The following is a 23,522-nucleotide window of genomic DNA, read 5'->3' as shown; positions in this document are numbered from 1 at the left end:
GATCTATCTTTATCACTTATCTGCTGCAATTATCATATGGGGGAGTTTTATGACAAAACGATTGAAAAAATCAGAATTTATGATGGCCTATATGATCATCATAACACTTGCTTGTACGGTTGGTGGATTTTTTTTCGGGGCGCATTATATGAAAACAAAAATCGAGGCGGAGCGTGCTGCTGCCCTTGAAGCTGAACAACAAGAAGCCATGCGTGACCAGCAATTAAAAGCACAAAAGCTCTACAATGAGCAGGATTTTATCCGCTTTTATTATTCGGTGTATGCTCCACTGCTCCATTTCCGTCAAGCGCACTTTGATGAAATGGCCAAATGGAATGCCTTGGATAAAAAAGAACAGGCCGAGTCTTTAAAATATTTGACGAAGCAGGCTGAAGAGACACTGAAAGCATTGGAAAAGAACGTGCCGCTCCCGACATCTCCTCTATTGGTACAAGCCCACAGCAATTTTGCGAACAGCGTACGGGCTTATTTGGATAGTATGGATCAGGTGCGATCCGATCAGAATAGTAATGCCCTAACCCCAGCTGCAATCGCAGCACGCATGCCGCTTTTTCAAAACAGCTGGCTGACGGCTCAAGAAATGCTGTACCGCTCAATTGCCGCATGGGAGTCCGCTTATGTCGTGAAACAGCCTTTGCCTAAATCATTGCCCGCTTCAGTGACCACTGGACAATGGAAGCAATATCCCTTCCATTACCGGACGTACGTTGCTGCTACTGCGATGGCAAAAGACAAGCAATGGAAAAGCTACAGCCCCGAAGACTTGACGGCTCGCATTGACAGTCTCGTTGCGACACAAGATGCCCAGAACCTTGGCATCCAGGATGTGGCAGACGCCATTCGGTTGCTAAACGCCACAGACGCGATTCATCCAGGTGACTTTAAGCAAATGAGTGGAAAGCTCTACTCCCAGCTGAAGGCTCCTGAAATTCCGCTTTACAAGTAGTCGTACATTTTTAGACTGATTCAATCTTGAAATCTTTTGAGCAAGAGCATACAATGGTCTATGATAGTGGACGTACCACTTCGTAATGGGAGGTGAAACGACGATGACAACATGGGTAGATAAAGATACTTGTATTGCATGCGGCGCCTGTGGAGCAACTGCTCCTGACGTCTTTGACTACGATGATGAGGGCTTGGCCTTCAACAAACTGGATGACAATGCAAACAGCGTTGAAATCCCGGATATCCTGCAAGACGACGTTCGCGACGCCGCAGAAGGATGCCCAACTGATTCTATCAAAGTGGAATAGTTCATTCCATCTACATGGATCGAAACCTCTCCGCCTCGTGCGTGAGAGGTTTTTCAGTTTCTTCACACTTGCAAGTGAACGGTTGATCAGCAAATTACCATTTCAACTTCCAGCACTTTTCGATACAATAAAAGCAACGCAAAAACCGAACATTAAATCCGGTATTTCCCATTTTTTGTGAGATGAATATCTTAACGTTCGGATTTTATGTGTTTTTAACCTTCCGAAACTATTGATTAGCCTATTATTTACGAACGTTAAATACATTTTTATTAGCATTGTTCATTTTTTCCGTTTTTTGTGCTTGACGACACCCTTTTTGCCATGATATCGTAAGTACAAATCTTACGAGACACATACTGATAAACAGCGATGACGAAGAAACGCTGTGTCCGGAAACCCTCAGAGAGCCGATGTTTGCTGCGAATCGGTGGTTCCACTCACAGATAAGCACTTCCGAGTTGTTGCGTCGAACAACGGTTGTTTAGTAGACGCGAACGGTTGATCCGTTATCTCTTTAGGTCATGTACCTGCTAAGGCTCTTCTTTGAGAAAAGAAGGGTAAATGAGGGTGGCACCGCGAAGCAAAGCCTCTCGTCCCTCACTGTTCTGTAATAGGAGCAGTGTGAGAATGGGAGGCTTTTTATACTTTCATTCGCTTGTGTTCGCTAACGCGATACAGAGCGAAAGTATAAGAGCATACAGGCTCTGCCATATGGCTTGGCGCCGACAAGTTTATTATCGCAATCATACTTAGGAGGAGAGAAACATGTTTACTGACAAACAGATCTTGAGAATTCCTGGCCCTACCCCTATCCCGCCGCGCGTTCAACAAGCGATGAACCAGCCTATGATGGGACACCGCAGCGGCAAGTTCTCTGCTCTATTCGCAAAAACGGCGGAGCGCCTAAAGCCGTACTTCGGTACACAGCAAGATGTGTACATCATCACAGGAAGCGGAACAAGCGCTCTCGAAATGGGTGTGGTCAACACGCTTGCGCCTGGTGATGAAGCAGCCATTTTGGTCAGCGGAAACTTCGGGGAAAGATTCGCAAAAATCTGCGAGCGCTACGGCGTCATTGCTCACCGTCTTGAAGTTCCTTGGGGCGAAGCCGTAACACCAGAGCTTCTGGATGCTTTCCTGAAAGAAAAGCCGCAAGTCAAAGCCGTTTTTGCTACCTACTGTGAGACTTCTACAGGTGTCCAAAACCCGATCGCTGAGCTTGCAGAGGTCATCCGCAAACAATCCGATGCTCTGTTCATCGTAGACGCTGTTAGCTGCCTGGGTGCTGTTCCTTGCGAAATGGACGCTTGGGGTGTTGACATCGTCGTGACTGGCTCGCAGAAAGCTTTCATGCTCCCGACTGGACTTGCTTTCCTGGCTGCCAGCGAGCGTGCATGGTCTGTCATTGAGCAAAACAAATCCCTTGCTTTCTACCTGGACCTGAAAGCATACCGCAAGAGCTTGAAGGATCAAACGACTCCGTACACACCTGCTGTATCGTTGATCTTTGGTCTCGCTGAAGTACTTGATATCTTGGAAGAAGAAGGCTTGCCAGCCATCGTGAAGCGCCACGAGCTGATGCGTGATATGACACGCGCTGCCATGCGAGCTTTGAACATCAAGCTGATGGCTGAAGATGCTTACGCGGCTACTACCGTTACTTCCTGCGACCCACAAGGCGCATTTGATGCCGAAGCGATGCGCAAAGCATTGACCAAGCATTACAACATCTCGATTGCGGGTGGACAGCAGCACCTGAAAGGGAAAATCTTCCGCATCGGTCACATGGGCTATTGCGAGCCGCTCGATGTCCTGCAAGTGATCGCTGCTATTGAAATGTCGCTCCACCAAATCGGCGCGCCTGTAGAACTGGGTGCCGGTGTCAAAGCTGCTCAGGAGGTGCTCATCGCACATGTATAAAGTACTGATTACTGACCCACTTAGCGAATTTGGAATTCAACAACTGCTGGACGCGCCTGATGTAGACGTCGTTCGCAAAACAGACCTCTCCCCTACTGATCTGCTTGAAGTCATTGGCGATTACGATGCCCTGCTCGTACGCAGCCAAACCCAAGTGACGGCAGAAGTGCTGGCTGCTGGTAAAAAGCTGAAAGCCGTCGGTCGTGCAGGTGTGGGTGTCGACAATATCGATATCAACGCTGCTACACAAGCAGGGATTCCTGTCATCAACGCTCCAGACGGAAATACGATCTCTACGGCAGAGCATTCGTTTGCCATGCTGATGGCTGTTGCCCGCAACATTCCACAAGCTCACAAAAAGCTCGTTGACGGTACATGGGATCGCAAAAGCTTCCAAGGCGTGGAGCTCAACAATAAAGTACTGGGTATCCTCGGTATGGGCCGTATCGGCTCCGAGGTAGCCAAGCGTGCAAAAGTATTCGGTATGACAGTCATGGGCTTTGACCCGTTCCTGACAGAAGAACGCGCACAAAAAATGGGTGTGATCAACGCAACCGTCGACGAGATTTGCCGTGCTGCTGACTTCATCACGGTTCACACTCCACTGACCAAAGAAACACGCCACATCATCAGCTCCCGCGAGTTCGCCAAAATGAAAGACGGCGTTCGTCTCATCAACTGCGCTCGCGGTGGGATTATCGATGAAAAAGCGCTGTACGAAGCCATCACGACTGGCAAAGTCGCGGGTGCGGCTCTCGACGTATACGAAGTGGAGCCGCCAGTAGACAATCCATTGGTCGGTCACCCAAAAGTGGTAACCGCTCCTCACCTGGGTGCTTCCACAATCGAAGCGCAAGAAAACGTAGCGGTAGACGTATCAGAAGAAATTCTGAAAGTACTTCGTGGCGAGCCGTTCAAAAATGCGGTGAACCTGCCATCCATCCCTGCTCATGTGATGGAAAAGGTGCAGCCTTACTTCACACTTGGCGAGAAGCTCGGTCATTTCCTCGCACAAGTAACGGTTGGCTCCATCTCGGAAATCGAAATCAAGTACAGCGGTGAATTGACGGATGTAGATACCTCGCCACTGACTCGTACCGTATTGAAAGGTGTGCTCTCTTTCCGACTCGGGGAAGAAGTCAACTTCGTCAATGCCCCTCTGCTTGCCAAAGTTCGCGACATCACGGTTACCGAACAAAAAGCGGCACAAAACAAAGGCTTTACCAACCTTTTGACGGTAGCCCTGAAAACGACTCAGGAAACCCGTACAGTCGCGGGTACTCGCCTGAACGGTTATGGTGCCCGCATCGTGAAAATCGATGACTATGCGATCGACGTGGCTCCAGAAGGCTATCTTCTGTACATCCACCACAATGACCGTCCTGGGGTAATCGGACGCGTTGGTTCGATCCTGGGTGAAAACAACGTCAACATCGCGACCATGCAGGTAGGGCGCCGCGACGTTGGTGGAGATGCGATCATGATGCTTTCTGTCGATAAACCGCTGACTGGTGAATTGCTCGATACCATGGGTGAATTGGCGGAAGTAAAAAGCGTTACACAGATCGAGCTGTAATAAATGACTAGCTCAAAGACCTGGTGAAAAACCGGGTCTTTTCCTTTACCCCTTTTTTGCGAATGGATATAATAGGACAAGAGCTATGTAATAGAAAGGAGCAGCTTATGACAAACCAGGCAGTGATTGCCATTGGTATCTTTTTAGTTACCTACGCATTTATTATCAGTGAAAAACTGCACCGTACAATAGTAGCGATGTCCGGCGGGATCCTCATGGTACTGTTCGGGATTGTCTCTCAGGAGCAAGCTATCCACCATATTGACTTCAATACGCTGGGCTTGCTTATCGGCATGATGATTCTCGTAGCGGTAACCGCACAGACTGGCGTTTTCAAGTACGTGGCTATTCGTGCAGCCAAGGCTGCCAAAGGGAAACCGATACGCATTCTGGTGTACCTGAGCATTATTACAGCTGTGGCGTCTGCTTTTCTGGACAACGTAACCACTGTATTGCTGATTGTACCAGTGACATTCAGTATTGCCCGTCAGCTTCAGCTAAATCCCATCCCTTTTCTCATTACTGAGATTATTGCATCTAATGCGGGAGGTACGGCTACGCTTATCGGAGATCCGCCGAATATTATGATCGGGAGTGCGGTTCCAGAGCTTGATTTTATGGCTTTCATGATCAATCTGGCACCTGTCGTCTTGGTCATAATGGCGGTAACTGTTCTTTGCTTCGTCTTCATTTACCGCAAACAGCTTGTTACCTCCCCAGAGTTAAGTGCCAAAATTATGCAGATGAATGAACGGGATGAGATCACCGACACCCTCTTATTAAAAAAATCGTTGACGGTCATGGCTCTAACGATTATTGGCTTTATGCTACATGGCGCTTTCCATCTGGAGTCAGCTACGATTGCTTTGACCGGCGCTTTCCTCCTCCTGCTGTTGACGGGCGAGCATTATTTGGAGGACGCAATCAGCAAAGTCGAATGGAATACGATCTTTTTCTTCATTGGTCTCTTCGTTCTCGTCTCGGGCCTCGTGGAAACTGGCGTCATCGCGAAGCTGGCCGGCGAAGCCATCAACCTGACAGGAGGAGATCCGCTGCATACCTCCCTTTTGATCCTATGGCTGAGTGCCATTGCTTCTGCCTTTGTGGACAATATCCCTTTCGTCGCGACGATGATCCCGATGATCAAAGAGATGGGAGCGCTCGGAATTACCAATTTAGAACCGCTGTGGTGGAGTCTTGCACTTGGAGCTTGCTTGGGCGGTAACGGTACATTAATCGGAGCAAGTGCGAACGTCATTGTTGCTGGATTGGCATCCAAGGAAGGCTACAACATCAGCTTCATGGGCTTCCTGAAGGTTGCATTCCCCCTCATGCTTCTCTCGATTGTCATTTCGCATTTGTATGTGTATCTGCGCTATTTTATCTGGTAAGGAGGAGTACGAATGCTGCTCTATACATTTGATGAATCTTTGATCACTATCACAGAAGCTGCAAATACAAATGACGTCACCTTTCAGATTTCCGTCCACACGGAAGAGATGCGCAGACGGTTAAAGCAGGTACGTTCCTACTTCGAGGACAACAAAGATTATACCGACGTCTTGTTCTACACACAAGCAGACGGGACCTATGAAGTGATCGTTAGAAATGATTCTATCCATCCCTTTTTGATTCATGCTTTTCGCTTTCAATGCTTAAAATCGCTGCAGTGGGAATAAGCTTGCAGACGCAAAAAAGACTCCGCCGAAATGATTACGGCAGAGTCTTTTTTTTGGTTCGTTGAATCCTCTACTCAAGAATCGACAAGAGATCTCTCACGTCGTCGAGAATATAGTCAGCTTTTACGTCCTCAAACTTCGCACGAGCCTCTTGACCAGACAGCCCCGTAAGAGTTGCGGCAAATTTGCAGCCAATGGACCGTGCGGCTAGAAAGTCTGCCGGCGAATCTCCTACAATCAAGACTTCATCTCCCTTTTGAATAGGCAAGGAGAAGTTTACCACATCGCTATTTGGAGCAGACAAACCAAGCAGCCCTTTTACATACGAGTACGGATGCGGCTTGGACATTGGCGCATGAGACGGGAATTCCTCTTCTGCTTCTAGGACATGAGATGCAGTAACCACGCGATTTGGGTCAAACCATTCCAGGATCTTCATTTCCGAGAGTGGAACATGTGTCTCGATCGTAGGACGGCCAGTACCGATTCCAAGCGTATATCCCTTCTCCTTCAACGTGCGGAACAGCTCGATCATTTCCGCAGGCGGTACGATCGGGATTTCGTCTGTCAGAAAGCCTTTCTTACCAGTCTGGCTGGTTTCCCGACCGATGGAAGCCGCTACCCTCTCGTCACCCAAATACCATTCCTGAAACGTTTCGTAGCATAGCTGCCACAGGGTGCTGCTGCGAGAGAAGATTTCTGTGTCTACACCAAGACGCTCTTTCGTGATTTGATTCAAGTACAGCAGCATTTCTGCCTTTTGTGCGGAGCCTTTTGCAAAATCAGGGATAAAGGCTGCATAGTCAACCGTAAAGTCGGGTGCATAAGCAGCGCCCCACTCTCTGAGCTTGGCCAGTTCAGCGCGGTCCACTTGTCCACGGAGAATACTCTTTGCCTCATCGCCTACATGCGGCATCAGAACTTCTACCAACCGAATCACTTGATAGGAGAACGCGAGATAAACCATGTCCCAGTTGGAGTTGATTCCACGAGCTTTGATCAGATCCAGCACTTCGTCATTTGCAAACACTTGCTCGCGCACCCGACGTATTTCCTCTTCCACCGGAGCGGGAGTAAAAGAATCAGACCTTACGCCCAAATACTGCGTGCTGTACAGCATTTCCCATACCGTCAAGGCAGAAGCATCGAAGTAACGTTCTTCGCTCAGCATAACTCCATCTACATCAAAAAGAATCGTCTTGATCATTTCTCTCTACACTCCTATTTTGTTTTCGATTGCAGCATCAAGGCAATCGTAAACGTCGTTCCTTCTCCCATTTTGCTCTGTACGCCTATCGTCCCGCCGTGAGCCTCGACAATGTTCTTGGCGATGGCAAGACCAAGTCCAGTGCCACCTACCCGACCTCGCGTACGCGCTTTGTCGGCTTTATAGAAGCGTTCAAATACGAACGGCAGATCTTCCTGGGGAATACCACTGCCCGTATCACTAATCTCCAGCAGCAAAGTCTTGTCGCCGCGAGCCCGGATGGTCACGCTGCCTTTGCCCGGAGTATGTCGTAGCGCATTGTCAATCAGGTTGGTCAGCACTTGTTCCATGCGATCGGGATCCATACTGACCACATTGTGAGAGGTTGACATTTCCAAGAGCAAATGAATATCCCGTTCCCGCGCCAAATTCGTAAACTTGCGCTGGATACGCTCCAAATACGGCCGCAGCTCCACAGGCTCGCGGAACAGCTCCACATGACCTGCTTCCATTCGTGCCAGGCTTAGCAGCTCATTGACGAGCTTGGTCATGCGGACGGACTCATCGTATATGATTTGCGCCAGTTCTTTGTGTTCTTCCGGTGTAGTGGCGATGTCGTCCACGATCGCTTCGCTGTATCCTTGCAGCATGGACAGCGGCGTCCGCAGCTCATGGGATACGTTTGCTACAAAATCGTTGCGCATTTTATCCAGTTTGCGCTCCTGTGTCATATCGCGCAGGACAGCGACTGCCCCACGAATTTGCTCGCGATCAATTACCGGAACCATGACCAGCGCCCAAATCCGCCCTTGTAGCGGGATATCCTCTGTCACTTCCTGACCCGTTTGAACAACCTGCTGATAGATTGGGAACAACGGGGCAGGTTCATCTGGATGCTCGAATTTCCAGTCGCGCAAAAAGCGCTCACCCGGAGGATTCGTTAAAGCGATTTTGCCCTCTGCATCGATCATGACTACACCGTCAACCATGCTTCTCAGTACGCTCGCCAATTGTTCTTTTTCCTTGGACAGCGCATCTACCAATTGGTTGAGGCGAGCAGCCATCGTATTAAAGGACGCGGCAAGCTCCCCTGTCTCATCTGCAGTACGGACGGGAATCTCTGCATGAAAGTCCCCTTCCGCAATGCGATGCGCGGTTTCTTTCATCTGACGCAAAGGAATCGTCACCCTCGACGATAGGAAGAAGGCAAACACCGTGGTAGAAACAAAAGCGAGAACGCCAACCACAAAGATCAGGAAGCGAACTTCATTCACCGTATCATCAAAATCTTCCATCGCCTGATACATGACGACAGAGCCATGCTTGCCAGCGGAATACTCCATCGGCACGGCTACCGCGATCAGCTGCAGACTCGCATTGGGATTCTTTTGGTCGTTCGCCCCCACTTGCAAATAGATGCGTTTCGGTGCGGGATGTTGACCCGCCAAGGCCTCCTCAAGCTTTAGCTCAGGAGAAGCTAGCAGGTCATCGACCGGTATGCTGGGAAGACCTTTCCCCTCGCTCTTCCCAATGACGTTTTTCTGATCGTCCAAGACCACCATTCCGGTGTGATGCACGACGCCAAATGCCGCTGCCATCTCCAAAGCGCCTTGTGTATTGTCGCTTGCTGACAATCCGCTTGATAATCCTTCCGCCAGATCCTGCAAATTTTGCGTCTGTCTGTTCGTATAGAAGCTGTCAAAGGATTGTACGATGAGCAAGCTGAAAATCGTGAGTACCAAGGCAAACAAAGCAATGATCGTCATCCAAAGCTTTCCGACAACGCTGCGAAAAAAAACATCCACTTTATTTTGGCACCTCTAATTTGTAACCGACGCCCCATACGGTAGCTATCATATTCGCTGCCTGAGGAGAGACACGGTTTAATTTTTCGCGCAAACGCTTGATGTGTGTATCAACTGTGCGAAGATCTCCAAAAAACTCGTAATGCCAAACATCTTTCAGCAGCTCCTCGCGAGTGAATACCTTGTCTGGCGAGAGCGCCAAATAATGCAAAAGCTCGTATTCCTTTGGAGTAAGGCTGACTTCTTGACCACTGGCAATGACTTTGTGCGCGTCATGATCAATGGTCAGTTCCGGAAAGACCAGGACAGAATGGCTGTTAAAGGTCTCTGTTTTCAAATAAGCAGTTGCCGACGAACGACGCAGGATCGCCTTTACACGATACATGACTTCACGAGGACTAAACGGTTTCACGACATAATCGTCAACCCCGGCTTCAAAGCCATGAACGCGATTGGTCTCTTCTCCCTTTGCCGTCAGCATGACAATCGGAGTCGCTTTGAATTCCCGAATGCGCTGACAAACTTCGATCCCATCCATTCCCGGTAGCATCAGATCGAGCAAGATGATGTCGTAGTCGCTCCCGACTGCCATTTCGACTGCCTGTTCTCCGTTGTCTGCCTCGTCGATCAAGAAGTTTTCTCTTTCCAGATACATTTTCAACAGACGGCGGATGCGTTCTTCGTCATCCACCACAAGGATACGTGCCAATTTCTCCATGCCCAACACCTCTTAGCGATTTGATTTCGTATAAATGATGGAAGATAGTCCAAAAAGCTGGTCTAGACCAGCTTTTTTCTCGGATAAATTATACACCAGCATAGGAGTGCAAACCAGCAATAACCAGATTGACTACGACCAGTGTGATCAAGATGATGACAAACCCGATAACGGACATCCAGGCAGACTTCGCACCGATCCATCCGCGGGAGAGTCGTAAATGCAAGTACGCGCTGTAGAACAGCCATACGATCAATGCCCATACTTCTTTCGGGTCCCAACCCCAGAAGCGACCCCATGCTTCTTGCGCCCAAATCATGGCAAAAATCAGGGCACCCAGCGTAAACACGGGATATCCGATACTGATGGCGCGATAGCTGATTTCATCCAGCAGTTCTGGTTCAATGCCCTCAACAGATGGCTGGATCAATGCACCCAGACGTTTTCGGAAGATCAACCGCAGAACACCGTACAAGACAACACCTGTAAGTACCGACCAAAGCATGGTGTTCAGCTTGCGAGCAGCATCCTTGCCTTCCATCCACGTAGGAGCTGTAAACAGCGGGGACATCGGACCTTGCTTGATGATCGTAGCATCAGCTGGAGCTACTAGAGCTGGCATCGTATACTCAGCCTGAGCCTTTTCCATCTGCCCCATTGCACTCTGTGTTTCTTTGTTCATTTCAAATACTGTTTTCTGGTCCATACGAGCGAATGTCGATTCCATCCCGATAAAACCTACCAGCATCAGCACAACAGCCAGAACGACTTCTAGCCATTTTGTACTCTTCGTAGATACAGTTTGCGGTACTGTGCGGATCAAATACATCAGACCAGCCGCAAAGCCGACTGCCAAAATTCCTTCACCCAGCGCTGCTGTCGTTACGTGAATATGCAGCCAGTAGCTTTGCAGAGATGGGATCAGCGGTGTAACATCCTTGGGAAACACATAGGAGTACGCCAGCATGATCACGCCGAGTGGCAATACGAATGCTCCGATTACCGTCAGCTTATAAATCCTGTAAATAATCAGATAGGCAAGAATAATACAGAAGTCCAAAAACGCCATGAACTCGAACATATTGCTGGTTGGGCTATGTCCTCCCCCAATCCAGCGAGTCACGACATAGCCTGTCTGTGCGATAAAGCCGATGACGGCGAGCCAGTAGGCAATCCGTCCATACTTTGCTTCATGTTGCTTGGGGTCGCGCCCCGCCCAGTTCTTCCCCGTCATAGCTATGACGAAAACAATGGACGAGAGCACATAAAGCAGAAACGCAATATCCAATAACCAGTCACTCACTTGGATGAACTGCACGTCGAGTGTCCCTCCTTGAAGCGATTACGCCTTCGATTTTTCTTCTACGGTCAATGGCAGCTTCGTCTGTTCGATCAGCCCGTCGACCTCTCTGCGCAGGCCAAACCAGTTTTTGTTGGTATGTCCTGCCAGCATCACGTCATCCTCCTGGAATTGGACCCAAATCCGTCTATGTTGCCAGAAGAAGCCCATCGCTACCCCGATCATGAAAATGAAGGATCCGAAGTAGATCAACGGCACTGCTTTGTCCTTTCTAACATTCAACCCCGTAATATCGATCAAATCCGGCTTTCGGATGACCAAGCCAAATTGTGGATCGGTTTTTTGGGTGATAACCGAGCCTTGCAGGTACACCATCTTTTCACTGATCTTTCCGTTGTCCGCAACAATCTCCAGAGCGACCATCGGATTTTTGGGCAGGTTGGTTTGCGTGGCTGGCTTACCGTCAGCCCCCATAATAAAATCGGGGAAGTAATCCAGTGTTCGAACTTTGATACCATTGCCTAAATCCTGTTCTTTGGGAGGGTCGTACAGATCGACCTTGATCAAGCCAAGTTCTTTATTCCCGTTCTTTTGATCGATGAGGTTGAAGTTAAGCGCTCCCAATTGCATTTCTTGTACACCTGATTGATAGAGGTAAAGACTCTCGTGCTCCATCGGATGATTCACGACGATCGGTCCACTTTTTACTTCTATCAAGTCTGGCTTTGCTCCCGGCAAGTCCGCGTTTTTATTCAAGTACAGGATGGCATCTGTCTGAAAGCTCTTTGGAATGACCCCGCCTTTTAAATCCAGCTTCTCAGGCATTTCGCTCTCCGACCAGTATTCCGTGTGATAGGAAACATTCTTGACGTAATAAGGCGTATCCGGGATCGCAACGGTTTGCCCTTCGCGGACCCATACGTATTCGTCCATGAAAAAGCCAGGAATACTACGCATCAAAACGCCGATCAAGAAAAGAATCAAACCGATGTGGTTCGTGTAGGGCCCCCAACGGCTAAAACGGCCTTTTTCCGCCATCAGAGCTCTATCTGTGGAGAAAATCCGATAGCCTTTTTTACGCAGCACTTGCGCGGCATTTGCGAGAAGCTCGTCCTGCTTGGCTCCTTCCGGCATCGGCCCTTCCGCAAACAGCTTTTGTCCCTTCAAAAAAGACTTGTGCTGGTTGAGTCGAGGTTTTTTCAACGCTTTGTACAGGGGAATGACCCGGTCAAGACTACAGATCACGAGGGATGTCCCCAGCATCACGAGAAGCGTTACAAACCACCAGGAAGAGTACAGATTGTGAAAGCCCAATTCATAGTAGATCGTACCCAGCTTCCCGTATGTTTCCGTATAAAAACGGGCGACATCGGCTTCGGTGGGCACTGGTACAGGTATGTATTGCTGCTGCGGAAAAATGGTTCCTACAGCGGATCCTATCAAAATGACAATAATGATACCGATTGCAATTTTGACAGAAGAAAACCAGTTCCAAACTCGATCAATTACTTTTTTCGTATACGTTTGTGAACGGCGCGCCATTCCTTCGTAGCGCATGTCCGGAAATGCTGTCTGCTCCTCAATCTCAATGTCCAGCGGCTTGCCGCAAGATTCGCAGAGCAGCGTCCCAATGGGATTGGTATGTCCACATTCACATTTTCGCTGATCCATTATTGAACCTCACTTACGGCAAGATTTTTGACACTTTTTGTGCAATCATAGCTTCGTTTAATTGACCGATAAAGATTTCTTCTACATCCCCGTCCGGCGAAATGAAAAATGTCGTCGGGATCGGTCCGATGCGATACAGCTTGGTAATTTGCGATTGACTGTCCAAGAGAATCGGGAAGTTAACACCGAACTGCTTCACGAAAGGCTCTACGGCAACCGTCGACTCTCCAATATTGACCCCCACTACGACAAGTCCTTTATCCTTGAACTGGTCGTATTGCTGCTGCAAGGCCGGCAATTCCTTTTTACAGGGCTCACACCAGGTCCCCCAGAAATTGAGGACGACTCCTTTGCCCTTCAGATCACTCAATGCCATATCTGGCCCGTTCAGCTGCTGCAGACTGAAATTTGGTGCAGCTTTCCCTACCTTAACAGCGTTCGGATCTTTAACGAAGCTGGAATAGAGAGCAAAGACAAGTGCCACGAGCAAGAGGCCCAATACGGCGACTCTTATGTATGTACGATTGCTTTTGTTCATGTTGCTCTAACTCCCATCTACCACTATTAGAATTGCAACGTTTTTCCTTTCTATTATAGCGTTCCTAGATTTTCCGGCAGCGCATAACTTATGAACACATTTTGAACGAATCAGCGATTGCGTGCTCTGCTTTTCCGATTCTGTACAAGTCCTTGCTTCAGCTTTTCAACTTCCGAGCTGGTCAGATGGCGATATTGTCCTGCCGAAAGTCCTTCCAGTGTCAAAAAACCGAGACGTATACGTTCCAGTGTAAGGACGGGATGTCCGATCGCATCGCACATGCGCCTCACTTGTCTGTTGCGCCCCTCGTGAATAGTCAGCTCTACCAATGCCTTGTCTCGCGCAGGCGCCGTCTCCAGCAGCCTAGCCTCACCGGGCGATGTCATGCCATCCTCCAGCGAAATACCCGTTGCCAGCCTCTTCACTTTGTCGGGGGAAGGGACTCCCTTCACCCATGCACGGTAGACTTTATCAATCTCGTAGCTCGGATGAGCCAGCCTGTTGGCAAGCTCGCCATCGTTGGTAAGCAGCAGCAAGCCAGACGTATCATAGTCCAATCGTCCAACGGGATAGACTCGCTCTTTGATTCCTTTTAACAAGTCGGTAACAACCCGTCGTCCACGGGGGTCGGATACGCTCGTAATGACGCCTGTGGGCTTATGTAGCATCAGATAGACATGCTGCTCGGTTTGGATGGGTCTTCCATGTACCAAGATTTGATCAGCCTGCGGGTCTACCCTCGTACCCAATTCTCGTACCACCTTGCCATTTACCTGTACATGCCCTTGCACAATCAATTCTTCACAGTGACGACGAGAGGCGACTCCGGCGTGTGCTAATACTTTTTGTAATCGTTCCATTCATGGTTCACCTCTACAACATCATACCCATTCTTACCAGTGTGGACAAGAAAAAGGGAAAAACTTCCCCGAGGTGCGGAAGTTTTTCCCTGTCCATCCTATATGGATCATTTCGAAAAAACGTACGTAACGATAAGTAGTGAAAAGATAACCCCAGCCAGATCCGACCACAGCCCGACCTTCAATGCATAGGAAGAGTTGCGTATCCCCACGGCTCCGAAGTAGACAGTCAGCACGTAAAGGGTCGTATCTGTACTGCCTTGCATGGTTGCAGCCAATCTCCCCAGGAAAGAATCCGGTCCGTGCTGAGCGATCAAATCAGTCGCGATGGCCAGCGAACCTGTACCTGTCAACGGTCTCAGCAAGGCCAGCGGGACCAGTTCTTCCGGAAAATGCAGCGTGTCCAGCACGGGTCTCAATAGGCCAAGCAAAAGCTCGAGGGCACCGGATTCCCTGAACATCGTTACTGCGACCATCATCGCAATCAAGTGAGGGAGTATGCGAATCGTTGTCGTCAGGCCGCCTTTTGCCCCCTCGACAAACGTCTCATACACCGGAACCTGCTTGCGCCAGCCGTAAAGCAGCACAAAGGCGATCGTGACGGGGATAGCCCAAAGAGAAATCAGGGATACCCATTGGTACATGCGGTTTCCCCCTATCGGTAACGACGTACATGGCGATAACGATACCAGCGATCAATCAACAGAGCTACTATGGTAGCAGCAAAGGATGAGAGCAAGGTAGTCCCGACGATCTCTACCGGATTGACCGAGCCGTACTGCATGCGAATCGCGATCATGGTCGTCGGTATGATCGTGATGCTGGCCGTATTGATCGCCAAAAGCGTGCACATGGCGGGTGAGGCTACCTGCTTATCGCCATTCAGCTTTTGCAATTCTTCCATGGCTTTAAGGCCCATCGGTGTTGCTGCATTTCCCAATCCCAGCAAATTGGCGCTCATATTGGACAGAATGTAGCCAATCGCCGGATGCCCTTTGGGAACATCGGGAAACAGCAGCTGGATGAGAGGTGACAGAGCACGTGCCAAAAGCTCCAGCAATCCGGATTTCTCCGCGATACGCATCAGCCCCATCCAGAATGCGAGTATGCTCAAGAGGCCGAAGCATACGGTCACTCCTGTTTTCGCGCCATCGAACGCAGCTTGGTTGATCAGCTCCATCCGTCCGTTAATCGCCGCTACGACGATACTGATGACAATCAGAGCCAGCCAGATGATGTTAAGCACTCCACAGCCCCCCCGCAGCGATCTCCCAGAAATGCTGCCAGAAGCTTTGAGCCTTAGCTTTTGGAAGAGCTGATGTCGGTGTGTCCACGTTCACGAGAAGCGGCACCTGGCCAATCATATTGTCTTTCAGGTAGATCTGCATGAACCCTACCAATTGGCCGTTCATTTTGCCATTGATGATCGACTCACCTAAAACAATTTTCTTATGGACAGCTTCTGTTTCCGTCTGCTGCAAAGGATAATGGAACGAATTCATCGTGACCAAATGAGTACCTGCTTCTAGCGTGACGGGTGTATCCGGCTTGACGGTTTCTTTTTGTCCTACGAGCTCTTTCACAGGAAAGTTCGCAAACCCCCAGTCGAGCAGTTTGGCTGAATCATTCCAGTCATCCGATGCATTCAAGGTAATGGTAGCGAGCTGTCGTCCCTCTCTCGTTGCAGAAGTAGCGAGACAGCGCTTTGCCAGCTTCGTATAGCCTGTTTTTACGCCATCCGCACCGTTGTATAGGTGCAGCATTTTATTCTTGTTGAGCAGTCTTCGATCCCACTGCTCTCCTTCCCACGAAATATCTTTTACTTTTGTAGAGACAATTTGCCGAAAAACGGGGTTGCGCAGCGCGTAGGCAGAGAGCTTGACCATATCCTCCGCCGTGGAGTAGTGCATGTTGCTGTCATCCAGCCCATGCGGATTGGTAAAGTTGGAATGCTCCATCCCGATCAATGCCGCTTTTTCATTCATCATGTATACAAAGCCAGGCAAGGAGCCGCCCACTGCTGTCGCAATCGTCACAGCCGCATCGTTACCGGAGCGGAGCATCAACCCGTACAGCAGCTCTTCCAGCGTCAGTTTTTCCCCACGCTTCAAATAGATCGAGGAGCCTTCGACACCAACTGCTTCCGGGGGAACCGTCACGACTTGATCCAGCTTGCCCGACTCGATCGCGACTATTGCGGTCATCGTTTTAGTCAGACTGGCAATCCTCATTTTTTTTGAGCCATTTTTCGAGTAAAGGATGCGACCGCTCGCAACGTCTATCAAGGCTGCGCTTTCCGCAGACAATCCGGGTGGAGACGCTGCTGCTTTCACCTCAGTAGCTGGCAGCAGAGCCTGTATAAAAAGAAAAACGACGAGCACGCCGGACAATAATTTTCGCACGTTCATAAACGTCCTCCCCATTACAAAGTACAGCGAAGCAAAGGTTTGTACCATGTATATGGGGACGAGTCATCTGTTAGTACGAAAAACTGTCCGGTGTGTCTAGTCGTTTGTCGTCTCTTCTGCTTTCCCGAAGAGAGCGGAGGCTTCCAAGCGCGCTTCCTCAATATCCAGATTGACCGGGGGTTCTGGCAGATCGCCTATTTCCCGCAAGCCAAAGTGTTCCAAAAAGTCTTTGGTCGTCGCGTAGAGGATCGGCCGTCCAATCCCTTCGGCACGCCCCGCTTCTCGAATCAATTGCTTAGATAAAAGGGTGTTTAGTGCCTTTTCACATTTTACACCCCGTATTTCCTCGATTTCCGAACGGGTCAGCGGCTGCTTGTACGCAATAATCGCCAATGTTTCCAAAGCTGCCTGCGATAGGGTCGATTGGCTAGGCGAGCTGGCTAATCGCTCGAAATAAGGCACATGCTCAGGCAATGTCGTCAGCTGGTAAGCCCGCGCGACCTCTACGATCTGAATCCCCCTGCCTGCCCGGCGGAAATCTGCTTTCATGTCTTCAATCAAGTCGATGACTTCTTCCTCAGATACCTCGGTAATCTCGCTGATTTCCTTGGCATCGATGCCTTCATCGCCCGAAATGAACAACAAGCCCTCAATGACACCTTTCAGCTTGTCATAGTCCATCCTCAGGGACTCCTTTCGTCGTGTTCTCACAAATCATGATGTCTTGAAACAACTGATTTTGAACGCACGTAATTTCTTTTGCTTTCATCAGCTCCAGAAGAGCCAAAAAACTAGTCACAATCTCGGAACGAGTCGCTCCACGGGAAAATAGCTGAGAAAAGCGCACCATTCCTCCCCCAACCCGCACCAGCTGGCGAATTTCATGCATTCGATCTTTAATCGACACTTCGTCACGGGATACCCTGGTAATCGGCTGCTTGTCATTGACCTTCTTCACCAGCTTTTCCAGGGCAGAGATCAAATCGTAGAGGGTCACGTCCTTGACGGTGTTTTCCTCTTCTTTCACATACGGTGCCAAATTCTCTGCAGGTCGAGTAAATACCTGATTGCGTCCGATCTCCATTTCTCGCAGGCGCTCGGCGAGCATTTTATAGCGTTTATACTCCAACAGACGCTGTACCAGCTCTTCCCTTGGGTCGATCTCTTCTAAGTCCATATCGAGGTGCTGTTGAAAGACGTGCTCCTCTTTTTTCGGCAGCAGCATCTTGCTTTTGATCGAGAGGAGACTCGCCGCCATCACGACAAATTCGCTCGCGACATCCAGCTGCAGCTGCTGCATCGTATCAATCGTCGCCAGATACTGCTCGGTTATTTCCGCGATGGGAATGTCGTAAATGTCCACTTCGGCCTTGTCGATCAAATGGAGCAACAGGTCGAGCGGCCCCTCAAAGGAATCCAGTTTGATGCTGTAAGCCACGGTAGTCCCTCGTTTCCTTTATATGAACAGTGTAACGATCTGAACGGCTACTTTTTGCACCCAGAGGATCATAAAGCCCATCGGTATTCCGAAAATGGTAGAACTGACTCCTGGAATAAAAATAAGCAATAGCAGGATCCACGGTCCATAAACTTCAAAATTGTAGTAGAATCGGTCCAAATGTCTAGGGGACAAGAAACGCAAAATTTTGTATCCATCTAAAGGCGGAATCGGCAATAAGTTGAAAACAAACAAGGCGGCGTTGATCACAATACAAAACTCCATCGTGGTTTGAATCGCGAAAGCCAATTTTTCATTCATTCCCACCAATGCGTCATTGTGGCCTACCACAATGTACAAGACGGAGAACAAGATGGCAAGCACCAGATTTACCAACGGCCCCGCAGCAGACACGTAAACAATCCCCAGCCGTTTGTTTCCGCGAAAATGCAGCGGGTTGATCGGTACTGGCTTCGCCCAACCAAACGGTCCAAACAAAATCAGGATCAAGCCGAACGGATCGATATGGGGGATCGGATTTACGGTCAAGCGCCCCTCATCCTTGGCCGTGTTGTCACCCAGCTTCCAGGCCACAAAAGCATGTGCCCATTCATGCAAAGAGAAGGCGATGACGAACGCGATCATGCGGAACGGCACCGTCTTCCAATCAAAATGAAATAGATCCATTGGTTCCTCCTCAAAAAAATCGTCTATTTTCTAGCATACCAGTAGATGGATATGCTTACAAGCCTTCTCCCCCTAGCATTCACGTGTCCTTCCCCAAACAAAAAACACTGACGAAATCCATCGCCAGTGTTTGGAGAAAAAGCCCTCTTATTCAGCAGATACTTTTACAGTACCCATTTTGTCGCCTTGCTTGATTGCATCCACGTGTTCCATACCGGAAGTAATGTTTCCGAATACGGTATGTACGCCATCCAGATGTGGGAAAGAATCGTAGCAGATGAAGAACTGGCTTCCGCCTGTGTCTTTACCAGCATGCGCCATAGAAAGGGCACCACGCAGATGTTTGTGTGGGTTGCCTTTCGTTTCACATTTGATGGTGTATCCAGGGCCGCCTGTACCTGTTCCATAAGGGCATCCGCCTTGTGCTACGAAACCTGGGATAACACGGTGGAAAGACAAGCCGTTGTAAAAGCCTTCGTTAGCCAGTTTTTCAAAGTTGGCAACCGTGCCAGGAGCTTCCTGATCGTACAGCTCGAGCTCGATCACATTCCCATTTTCCATGGTGATTTGTGCTTTTTTCATATGTATAGCCTCCAGACCTGGTAAAGTTAACGTACCCATTTTACCATGCGTTTGGTGCGCCGTCCAATTTAACCCTGGGACGCAGTGTTCACATCATCCGCTGCACAATCCCACTCGTCCAAAAAGATGGTTCCCGGCAGCTCCTTCGCCAGCTTTTTCACAAAGGCTGCCCGCTCAGCAATTGCTTCCACATTCGCATAACGCCCCGGTGTCAGACGTACGCCTGCCATGGACATAGAGAGTACGGAACCATCCCCCATCCGGCGTTTTTCATAGATGTCGATGAAATACGGCGAGAACGCGTTGATCAAAAAGCTGACCAGTTCAGCGGCACAGCTCTCCTGTGTAATGACGATGAAATCATCTCCGCCAATATGACCCACGAAATCAGTCGCACTCCCATAGCACCTCACAGCTTCCTTTAAAAGATTCGCTGTACGCACGATAATCTGGTCTCCGACTTCAAAGCCGTATCGATCGTTGAACCATTTGAACCGATCCAGGTCGCAGTAGATGACGACTTGTGACTCTTTTTGCTTGATTCGCTTGTTTAGTTCCCGCTCGATCTGTATATTGCCTGGCAGACCTGTGAGGGGATTGGCAGAGCTGGCCATTTCCAGCTTAATGGTGGCCATTTTGTCCAGCAAGCTTTGGACCGTCACAATTCCCAGGTACTCCTTCTCCTCACCCGTAATGATCACCACGTCATAGAGATGGTGGGAATCACGGGCCATCGCCTGCCTGGCTACTTCATCCAGCTTGTCGTCCCTATCCACGGTGAGTGGATTCGCATTCATGACCTGTGAAACTGGGCGCTCGTAATACAAGGCGATTCCGTACTGGCCACCCAGGATTTGATACAGCTGAAAACGCATCACGAGCCCAATCGGCTTTCCTTTTTCCAGCACAACGACACTTTCGATTCGCTGGTTCTGTTCAAAGATTTCATGGACACGCCTTACTCTTTCCTGCTTATCCACGCAGATCGTCTTCACGAGAATTTCCGACATGGCGGGGGTAAAGAGCAAAGGCTCGTCTCGTCCGCTCGTTCGTTTTTCCTGCATGAACCGCAAGAAATTCAAGGCCTCGCCGCGGACATGCGTCATCCCTTTGTCTGGCCGCCCTAGATAGTAGCCCTGCCCATAGGCGACCCCTACTTCCATCAAGGTTTCCAGCTCTCTTTGCGTCTCGATGCCCTCTGCAATGATTTTGCACCCTACCTTGTTGGCAAATTGGACGAATGTCTCCAGCAATGCCTGTTTGATCGGATCAACATCTACATTGCGAATGAGGGACATGTCGAGCTTGATAAAATCCGGGTAAATCTCGGTGATCGACTCCAGACTGGAGTACCCCGCTCCTGCATCGTCTACGGCGATCAGGTATCCTTTTTTCCGGTATTCTTCAATGATTTTACGAAAAACCGCGTAGTTGGAGATCGCGTGACGCTCTGTAATTTCCAGCACAATATTATGAGGATTCAGTCCAAACTGCTCAATCTGGGAAAAGACCTCTCCCCGCAGCAGGTACGGATCGTCGATCGCACGCGGATCGAGATTGATAAACAGCTTCTGTGACGGCTTCAGGTAGCGCAGCTGATCCATGGCTCGTTTCCGACAAATATGCTCCAAGCGAAAAACTGAGTCCGTCTCCTCTGCATATTTGAACAGCATAGCTGGAGACTCGAAAAGACTGTCCACCGGCCCCCGTGCCAATGCTTCCCAGCCCAGTGTTTCTCCGTCCGGCAAATGAATGATGGGCATAAAGCGCATGCTAACATTTTCCTCTGATAGCAGCTTGTGAAACTGTGTAACATTCGTATAGGTTTCGGATGTGACTCCGTATTTTGCCATATGCACAGCACGCTTGACGGACGTGTACATTTCTTTGACAATATCTTCTCCCGGTATGTCCGCATAGCCGATATGGACACGCAGCGCTTCCCGATTGACAAAGCCTACATGACGATTCAGCTGCTTCTCCGCCTGCTCCTGAAAATGGATGGACAGCATCCGACAATCCTCTTCATTCAGGCTCCCTTTAAAAGAAACATAAATGGCAAAATCATCGCCCCACAGCTTCTGGATCGCAAGAATTTTCCCTCTCATCTCAAACACCTGCCTAGATACAGGTGGCATAATCCTTTCAAATTGCTGCAGAACCCGTTTGGCTATCACATCGCCATAACGATTCTCCACCTCAGTCAGCTTGACGATGTCTACATAAAACATGATGATACTGCGCCCTTTGTCTACTTCCTGACGAATGATTTGTTTCATCCATTGGCGCTTATCCAAAGAAAAAAAGGGGATGCGTCGAAAGTGTTGCTTCAGCGTCGACCACATGGTGAATCGTTCCTCCTCGCCACCCCCATTATGGCAGTCGCTTGTTAATTTCTTGTAAATGAGGGATGGAGGATTCATGAATAATGTTACTTCGGACCTAAAAAAGCCTCCCCGCATAGCCAGGGAGGCTCATTTCTCTTCCTCATTACCGCTGCAATTGAGCTCGTTTCGGCAGCAGATCATGACCAACGACGTCAGCATAGCTCTCACGCTTAACCACCAGCTCGGATTCGCCTTCTTTTACGAATACCACTGCTGGACGGGCGATGCGGTTGTAGTTGTTTGACATGGCGTAGCCATAGGCACCTGTGCTCGGGACAGCCAGAATGTCTCCGGCAACCGCCGCAGGAAGCTTGACATCCCAAATCAGCATATCACCGGATTCGCAGCATTTTCCTGCGATGGACACCACTTCTGTCGCAGCTTCATTCATTTTGTTCGCGATCGCTGCTTCATACTCGGCCTGGTACAAAGCAGGTCGGAGGTTATCAGTCATGCCACCGTCTACCGCGATGTATTTACGGACATTTGGAATTTCTTTTTGGGAACCGATTCGGTACAGAGTCGTGCCTGCGTCGCCGACGATGCTGCGGCCTGGCTCGATCCACAGTTCAGGAAGCGGAATATGACGAGCGTTCAGCTCTGCTTTCACCGTGTCTGTGATTGCCTTGATGTACGTTTCAGCAGGCTGTGGTGTATCGCCGTCTACATAGCGAATACCAAAGCCACCTCCAACATTCAATACCTCAGGCAAAAATCCAAAGGAATCTTTTGCTGCACCCAGCAGTTCTGTGAGCTTTTGTACCGCAACGATAAAGCCGTCCGTCTCAAAAATTTGGGAGCCAATATGACTGTGAACACCGAGCAAATGCAGATGGTTGCTTTCATGAGCAAATTTCATTGCTTCCAGTGCTTGACCGTGTTTCACATCAAATCCAAATTTTGAATCAACCTGTCCCGTAGAGATGTACTCATGGGTATGAGCTTCCACACCAGGAGTCACGCGCAGTAGAACAGATACCTTTTCTCCGCGTTCTGCTGCCAAGTGGTCAAGCAGGTGCAGTTCATAAAAATTATCGACGACGAAGCAACCGATTTTGGCATCGAGTGCCATTACGATTTCATCGAGAGATTTATTGTTTCCATGGAAATGGATACGCTCTACCGGGAAACCCGCTTGCAAAGCTGTATACAGCTCTCCCCCGGATACCACATCGAGAGACAAGCCTTCCTCTTCCACCAATTTGCACATCGCCATTGTACAGAAAGCCTTGCTGGCATAAGCTACCTGAAAAGCAAAGCCAGATTTACGGAACGCCTCAACATAATCACGGCACTTGCTGCGAATCTGTGCCTCATCGTATACATAGAGTGGTGTTCCGTATTGTGCTGCCAATTGTGTTGTGTCACAGCCGCCAATTTCCAGGTTCCCCTGCTCGTTTACTCGACTTGTCCCGTGTAAAAACATGTGTCTTTCCTCCCCAATTCTTCTGCGACGAATCTCTCCT

The 23,522-nt window shown here is 49.4% G+C and carries 22 protein-coding genes and 1 other annotated feature; of the genes, 6 read left to right on the top strand and 16 right to left on the bottom strand.

All coding sequences use genetic code 11. The features are described 5' to 3' along the window. Positions 1-49 precede the first annotated feature (49 nt). The 6 genes from ACLIN2_RS13020 to ACLIN2_RS12995 all read left to right on the top strand — a co-directional run bounded on the left by ACLIN2_RS13020 (position 50) and on the right by ACLIN2_RS12995 (position 6,455). Positions 50-967, top strand: a complete 918-nt coding sequence (locus ACLIN2_RS13020) for a hypothetical protein (protein WP_411504223.1) — start codon at positions 50-52, stop codon at positions 965-967. A gap of 103 nt (positions 968-1,070) precedes the next feature. Continuing rightward, positions 1,071-1,277 (top strand): ferredoxin, encoded by a 207-nt coding sequence (locus ACLIN2_RS13015; protein ID WP_031305339.1) that lies wholly within the window; start codon positions 1,071-1,073, stop codon positions 1,275-1,277. A 363-nt stretch (positions 1,278-1,640) separates the two neighbouring features. Next, positions 1,641-1,881, top strand: a binding site (T-box leader). A gap of 164 nt (positions 1,882-2,045) precedes the next feature. After that, the gene (locus ACLIN2_RS13010; RefSeq protein WP_092272032.1) at positions 2,046-3,200 is read left to right on the top strand and encodes a pyridoxal-phosphate-dependent aminotransferase family protein; all 1,155 of its coding nucleotides are present in this window, start codon (positions 2,046-2,048) and stop codon (positions 3,198-3,200) included. Further along, a complete protein-coding gene (gene serA / locus ACLIN2_RS13005; RefSeq protein WP_400582048.1) occupies positions 3,193-4,776 on the top strand; it encodes a phosphoglycerate dehydrogenase in 1,584 nt (527 codons plus the stop codon). Before ACLIN2_RS13010 ends, serA begins: the two co-directional genes overlap by 8 nt. A gap of 107 nt (positions 4,777-4,883) precedes the next feature. After that, positions 4,884-6,167 carry an SLC13 family permease gene (locus ACLIN2_RS13000; RefSeq protein ID WP_411504222.1) on the top strand — a complete coding sequence of 428 codons (1,284 nt, stop codon included), beginning with the start codon at positions 4,884-4,886 and terminating at the stop codon, positions 6,165-6,167. Between the two features lie 12 nt (positions 6,168-6,179). After that, positions 6,180-6,455 (top strand): hypothetical protein, encoded by a 276-nt coding sequence (locus ACLIN2_RS12995; RefSeq protein WP_122961362.1) that lies wholly within the window; start codon positions 6,180-6,182, stop codon positions 6,453-6,455. 70 nt (positions 6,456-6,525) lie between these two features. Here ACLIN2_RS12995 and ACLIN2_RS12990 read toward each other — a convergent pair whose 3' ends face one another. The 16 genes from ACLIN2_RS12990 to lysA form a co-directional block, all read right to left on the bottom strand. Beyond that, entirely contained in the window at positions 6,526-7,662 is a 1,137-nt protein-coding gene (locus ACLIN2_RS12990) for an HAD family hydrolase (RefSeq protein WP_411504221.1), read from the bottom strand. 14 nt (positions 7,663-7,676) lie between these two features. Next, positions 7,677-9,467: an ATP-binding protein gene (locus ACLIN2_RS12985; RefSeq protein WP_122961360.1), complete on the bottom strand. Its 1,791-nt coding sequence runs from the start codon at positions 9,465-9,467 to the stop codon at positions 7,677-7,679. Between the two features lies 1 nt (position 9,468). Further along, positions 9,469-10,185 carry a response regulator transcription factor gene (locus tag ACLIN2_RS12980; protein WP_055743550.1) on the bottom strand — a complete coding sequence of 239 codons (717 nt, stop codon included), beginning with the start codon at positions 10,183-10,185 and terminating at the stop codon, positions 9,469-9,471. An 88-nt stretch (positions 10,186-10,273) separates the two neighbouring features. Next, entirely contained in the window at positions 10,274-11,503 is a 1,230-nt protein-coding gene (ccsB, locus tag ACLIN2_RS12975; protein WP_411504220.1) for a c-type cytochrome biogenesis protein CcsB, read from the bottom strand. A gap of 24 nt (positions 11,504-11,527) precedes the next feature. Beyond that, positions 11,528-13,156, bottom strand: coding sequence for a cytochrome c biogenesis protein ResB (locus tag ACLIN2_RS12970; RefSeq protein ID WP_092272012.1), 1,629 nt, complete (start codon positions 13,154-13,156; stop codon positions 11,528-11,530). Between the two features lie 13 nt (positions 13,157-13,169). Beyond that, positions 13,170-13,694, bottom strand: a complete 525-nt coding sequence (gene resA, locus ACLIN2_RS12965) for a thiol-disulfide oxidoreductase ResA (protein ID WP_092272009.1) — start codon at positions 13,692-13,694, stop codon at positions 13,170-13,172. Between the two features lie 110 nt (positions 13,695-13,804). Continuing rightward, complete coding sequence (locus ACLIN2_RS12960; RefSeq protein ID WP_411504219.1) at positions 13,805-14,554, bottom strand: pseudouridine synthase; 750 nt, start codon at positions 14,552-14,554, stop codon at positions 13,805-13,807. Positions 14,555-14,661: 107 nt separating this feature from the next. Then, positions 14,662-15,198 (bottom strand): spore maturation protein, encoded by a 537-nt coding sequence (locus ACLIN2_RS12955; protein ID WP_092272003.1) that lies wholly within the window; start codon positions 15,196-15,198, stop codon positions 14,662-14,664. 11 nt (positions 15,199-15,209) lie between these two features. Next, positions 15,210-15,800 (bottom strand): nucleoside recognition domain-containing protein, encoded by a 591-nt coding sequence (locus tag ACLIN2_RS12950; RefSeq protein ID WP_092272000.1) that lies wholly within the window; start codon positions 15,798-15,800, stop codon positions 15,210-15,212. Beyond that, positions 15,793-16,962 (bottom strand): D-alanyl-D-alanine carboxypeptidase family protein, encoded by a 1,170-nt coding sequence (locus ACLIN2_RS12945; RefSeq protein WP_411504218.1) that lies wholly within the window; start codon positions 16,960-16,962, stop codon positions 15,793-15,795. Before ACLIN2_RS12945 ends, ACLIN2_RS12950 begins: the two co-directional genes overlap by 8 nt. A gap of 96 nt (positions 16,963-17,058) precedes the next feature. Continuing rightward, on the bottom strand, positions 17,059-17,643 hold the full coding sequence (gene scpB, locus ACLIN2_RS12940; RefSeq protein ID WP_092271994.1) for an SMC-Scp complex subunit ScpB: 585 nt from the start codon (positions 17,641-17,643) through the stop codon (positions 17,059-17,061). After that, positions 17,633-18,400 (bottom strand): segregation and condensation protein A, encoded by a 768-nt coding sequence (locus ACLIN2_RS12935; RefSeq protein ID WP_092271990.1) that lies wholly within the window; start codon positions 18,398-18,400, stop codon positions 17,633-17,635. Before ACLIN2_RS12935 ends, scpB begins: the two co-directional genes overlap by 11 nt. Positions 18,401-18,418: 18 nt before the next feature. Then, positions 18,419-19,087, bottom strand: a complete 669-nt coding sequence (locus ACLIN2_RS12930; RefSeq protein ID WP_092271987.1) for a site-2 protease family protein — start codon at positions 19,085-19,087, stop codon at positions 18,419-18,421. A 147-nt stretch (positions 19,088-19,234) separates the two neighbouring features. Continuing rightward, positions 19,235-19,669 carry a peptidylprolyl isomerase gene (locus ACLIN2_RS12925; RefSeq protein WP_327930132.1) on the bottom strand — a complete coding sequence of 145 codons (435 nt, stop codon included), beginning with the start codon at positions 19,667-19,669 and terminating at the stop codon, positions 19,235-19,237. 68 nt (positions 19,670-19,737) lie between these two features. Further along, positions 19,738-22,014: a GGDEF domain-containing protein gene (locus ACLIN2_RS12920; RefSeq protein WP_411504217.1), complete on the bottom strand. Its 2,277-nt coding sequence runs from the start codon at positions 22,012-22,014 to the stop codon at positions 19,738-19,740. A 145-nt stretch (positions 22,015-22,159) separates the two neighbouring features. After that, a complete protein-coding gene (lysA, locus tag ACLIN2_RS12915; RefSeq protein WP_092268196.1) occupies positions 22,160-23,482 on the bottom strand; it encodes a diaminopimelate decarboxylase in 1,323 nt (440 codons plus the stop codon). Between the last annotated feature and the right edge of the window lie 40 nt (positions 23,483-23,522).

This window comes from Brevibacillus centrosporus (genome assembly GCF_046622605.1).
Taxonomy (GTDB): domain Bacteria; phylum Bacillota; class Bacilli; order Brevibacillales; family Brevibacillaceae; genus Brevibacillus; species Brevibacillus centrosporus.
Note: the sequence above shows the minus strand (reverse complement) of the source record. Positions and strands in the feature narration are given on the sequence as shown.

Bases quoted from the DNA above. Each gene is read 5' to 3' on its own strand.
- ACLIN2_RS13020 (WP_411504223.1), top strand. From the start codon at position 50: ATGACAAAACGATTGAAAAAATCAGAATTTATGATGGCCTATATGATC.
- ACLIN2_RS13015 (WP_031305339.1), top strand. From the start codon at position 1,071: ATGACAACATGGGTAGATAAAGATACTTGTATTGCATGCGGCGCCTGT.
- ACLIN2_RS13010 (WP_092272032.1), top strand. From the start codon at position 2,046: ATGTTTACTGACAAACAGATCTTGAGAATTCCTGGCCCTACCCCTATC.
- serA (WP_400582048.1), top strand. From the start codon at position 3,193: ATGTATAAAGTACTGATTACTGACCCACTTAGCGAATTTGGAATTCAA.
- ACLIN2_RS13000 (WP_411504222.1), top strand. From the start codon at position 4,884: ATGACAAACCAGGCAGTGATTGCCATTGGTATCTTTTTAGTTACCTAC.
- ACLIN2_RS12995 (WP_122961362.1), top strand. From the start codon at position 6,180: ATGCTGCTCTATACATTTGATGAATCTTTGATCACTATCACAGAAGCT.
- ACLIN2_RS12990 (WP_411504221.1), bottom strand. From the start codon at position 7,662: ATGATCAAGACGATTCTTTTTGATGTAGATGGAGTTATGCTGAGCGAA.
- ACLIN2_RS12980 (WP_055743550.1), bottom strand. From the start codon at position 10,185: ATGGAGAAATTGGCACGTATCCTTGTGGTGGATGACGAAGAACGCATC.
- ACLIN2_RS12970 (WP_092272012.1), bottom strand. From the start codon at position 13,156: ATGGATCAGCGAAAATGTGAATGTGGACATACCAATCCCATTGGGACG.
- resA (WP_092272009.1), bottom strand. From the start codon at position 13,694: ATGAACAAAAGCAATCGTACATACATAAGAGTCGCCGTATTGGGCCTC.
- ACLIN2_RS12960 (WP_411504219.1), bottom strand. From the start codon at position 14,554: ATGGAACGATTACAAAAAGTATTAGCACACGCCGGAGTCGCCTCTCGT.
- ACLIN2_RS12955 (WP_092272003.1), bottom strand. From the start codon at position 15,198: ATGTACCAATGGGTATCCCTGATTTCTCTTTGGGCTATCCCCGTCACG.
- ACLIN2_RS12945 (WP_411504218.1), bottom strand. From the start codon at position 16,962: ATGAACGTGCGAAAATTATTGTCCGGCGTGCTCGTCGTTTTTCTTTTT.
- scpB (WP_092271994.1), bottom strand. From the start codon at position 17,643: ATGGACTATGACAAGCTGAAAGGTGTCATTGAGGGCTTGTTGTTCATT.
- ACLIN2_RS12930 (WP_092271987.1), bottom strand. From the start codon at position 19,087: ATGGATCTATTTCATTTTGATTGGAAGACGGTGCCGTTCCGCATGATC.
- ACLIN2_RS12925 (WP_327930132.1), bottom strand. From the start codon at position 19,669: ATGAAAAAAGCACAAATCACCATGGAAAATGGGAATGTGATCGAGCTC.
- ACLIN2_RS12920 (WP_411504217.1), bottom strand. From the start codon at position 22,014: ATGTGGTCGACGCTGAAGCAACACTTTCGACGCATCCCCTTTTTTTCT.
- lysA (WP_092268196.1), bottom strand. From the start codon at position 23,482: ATGTTTTTACACGGGACAAGTCGAGTAAACGAGCAGGGGAACCTGGAA.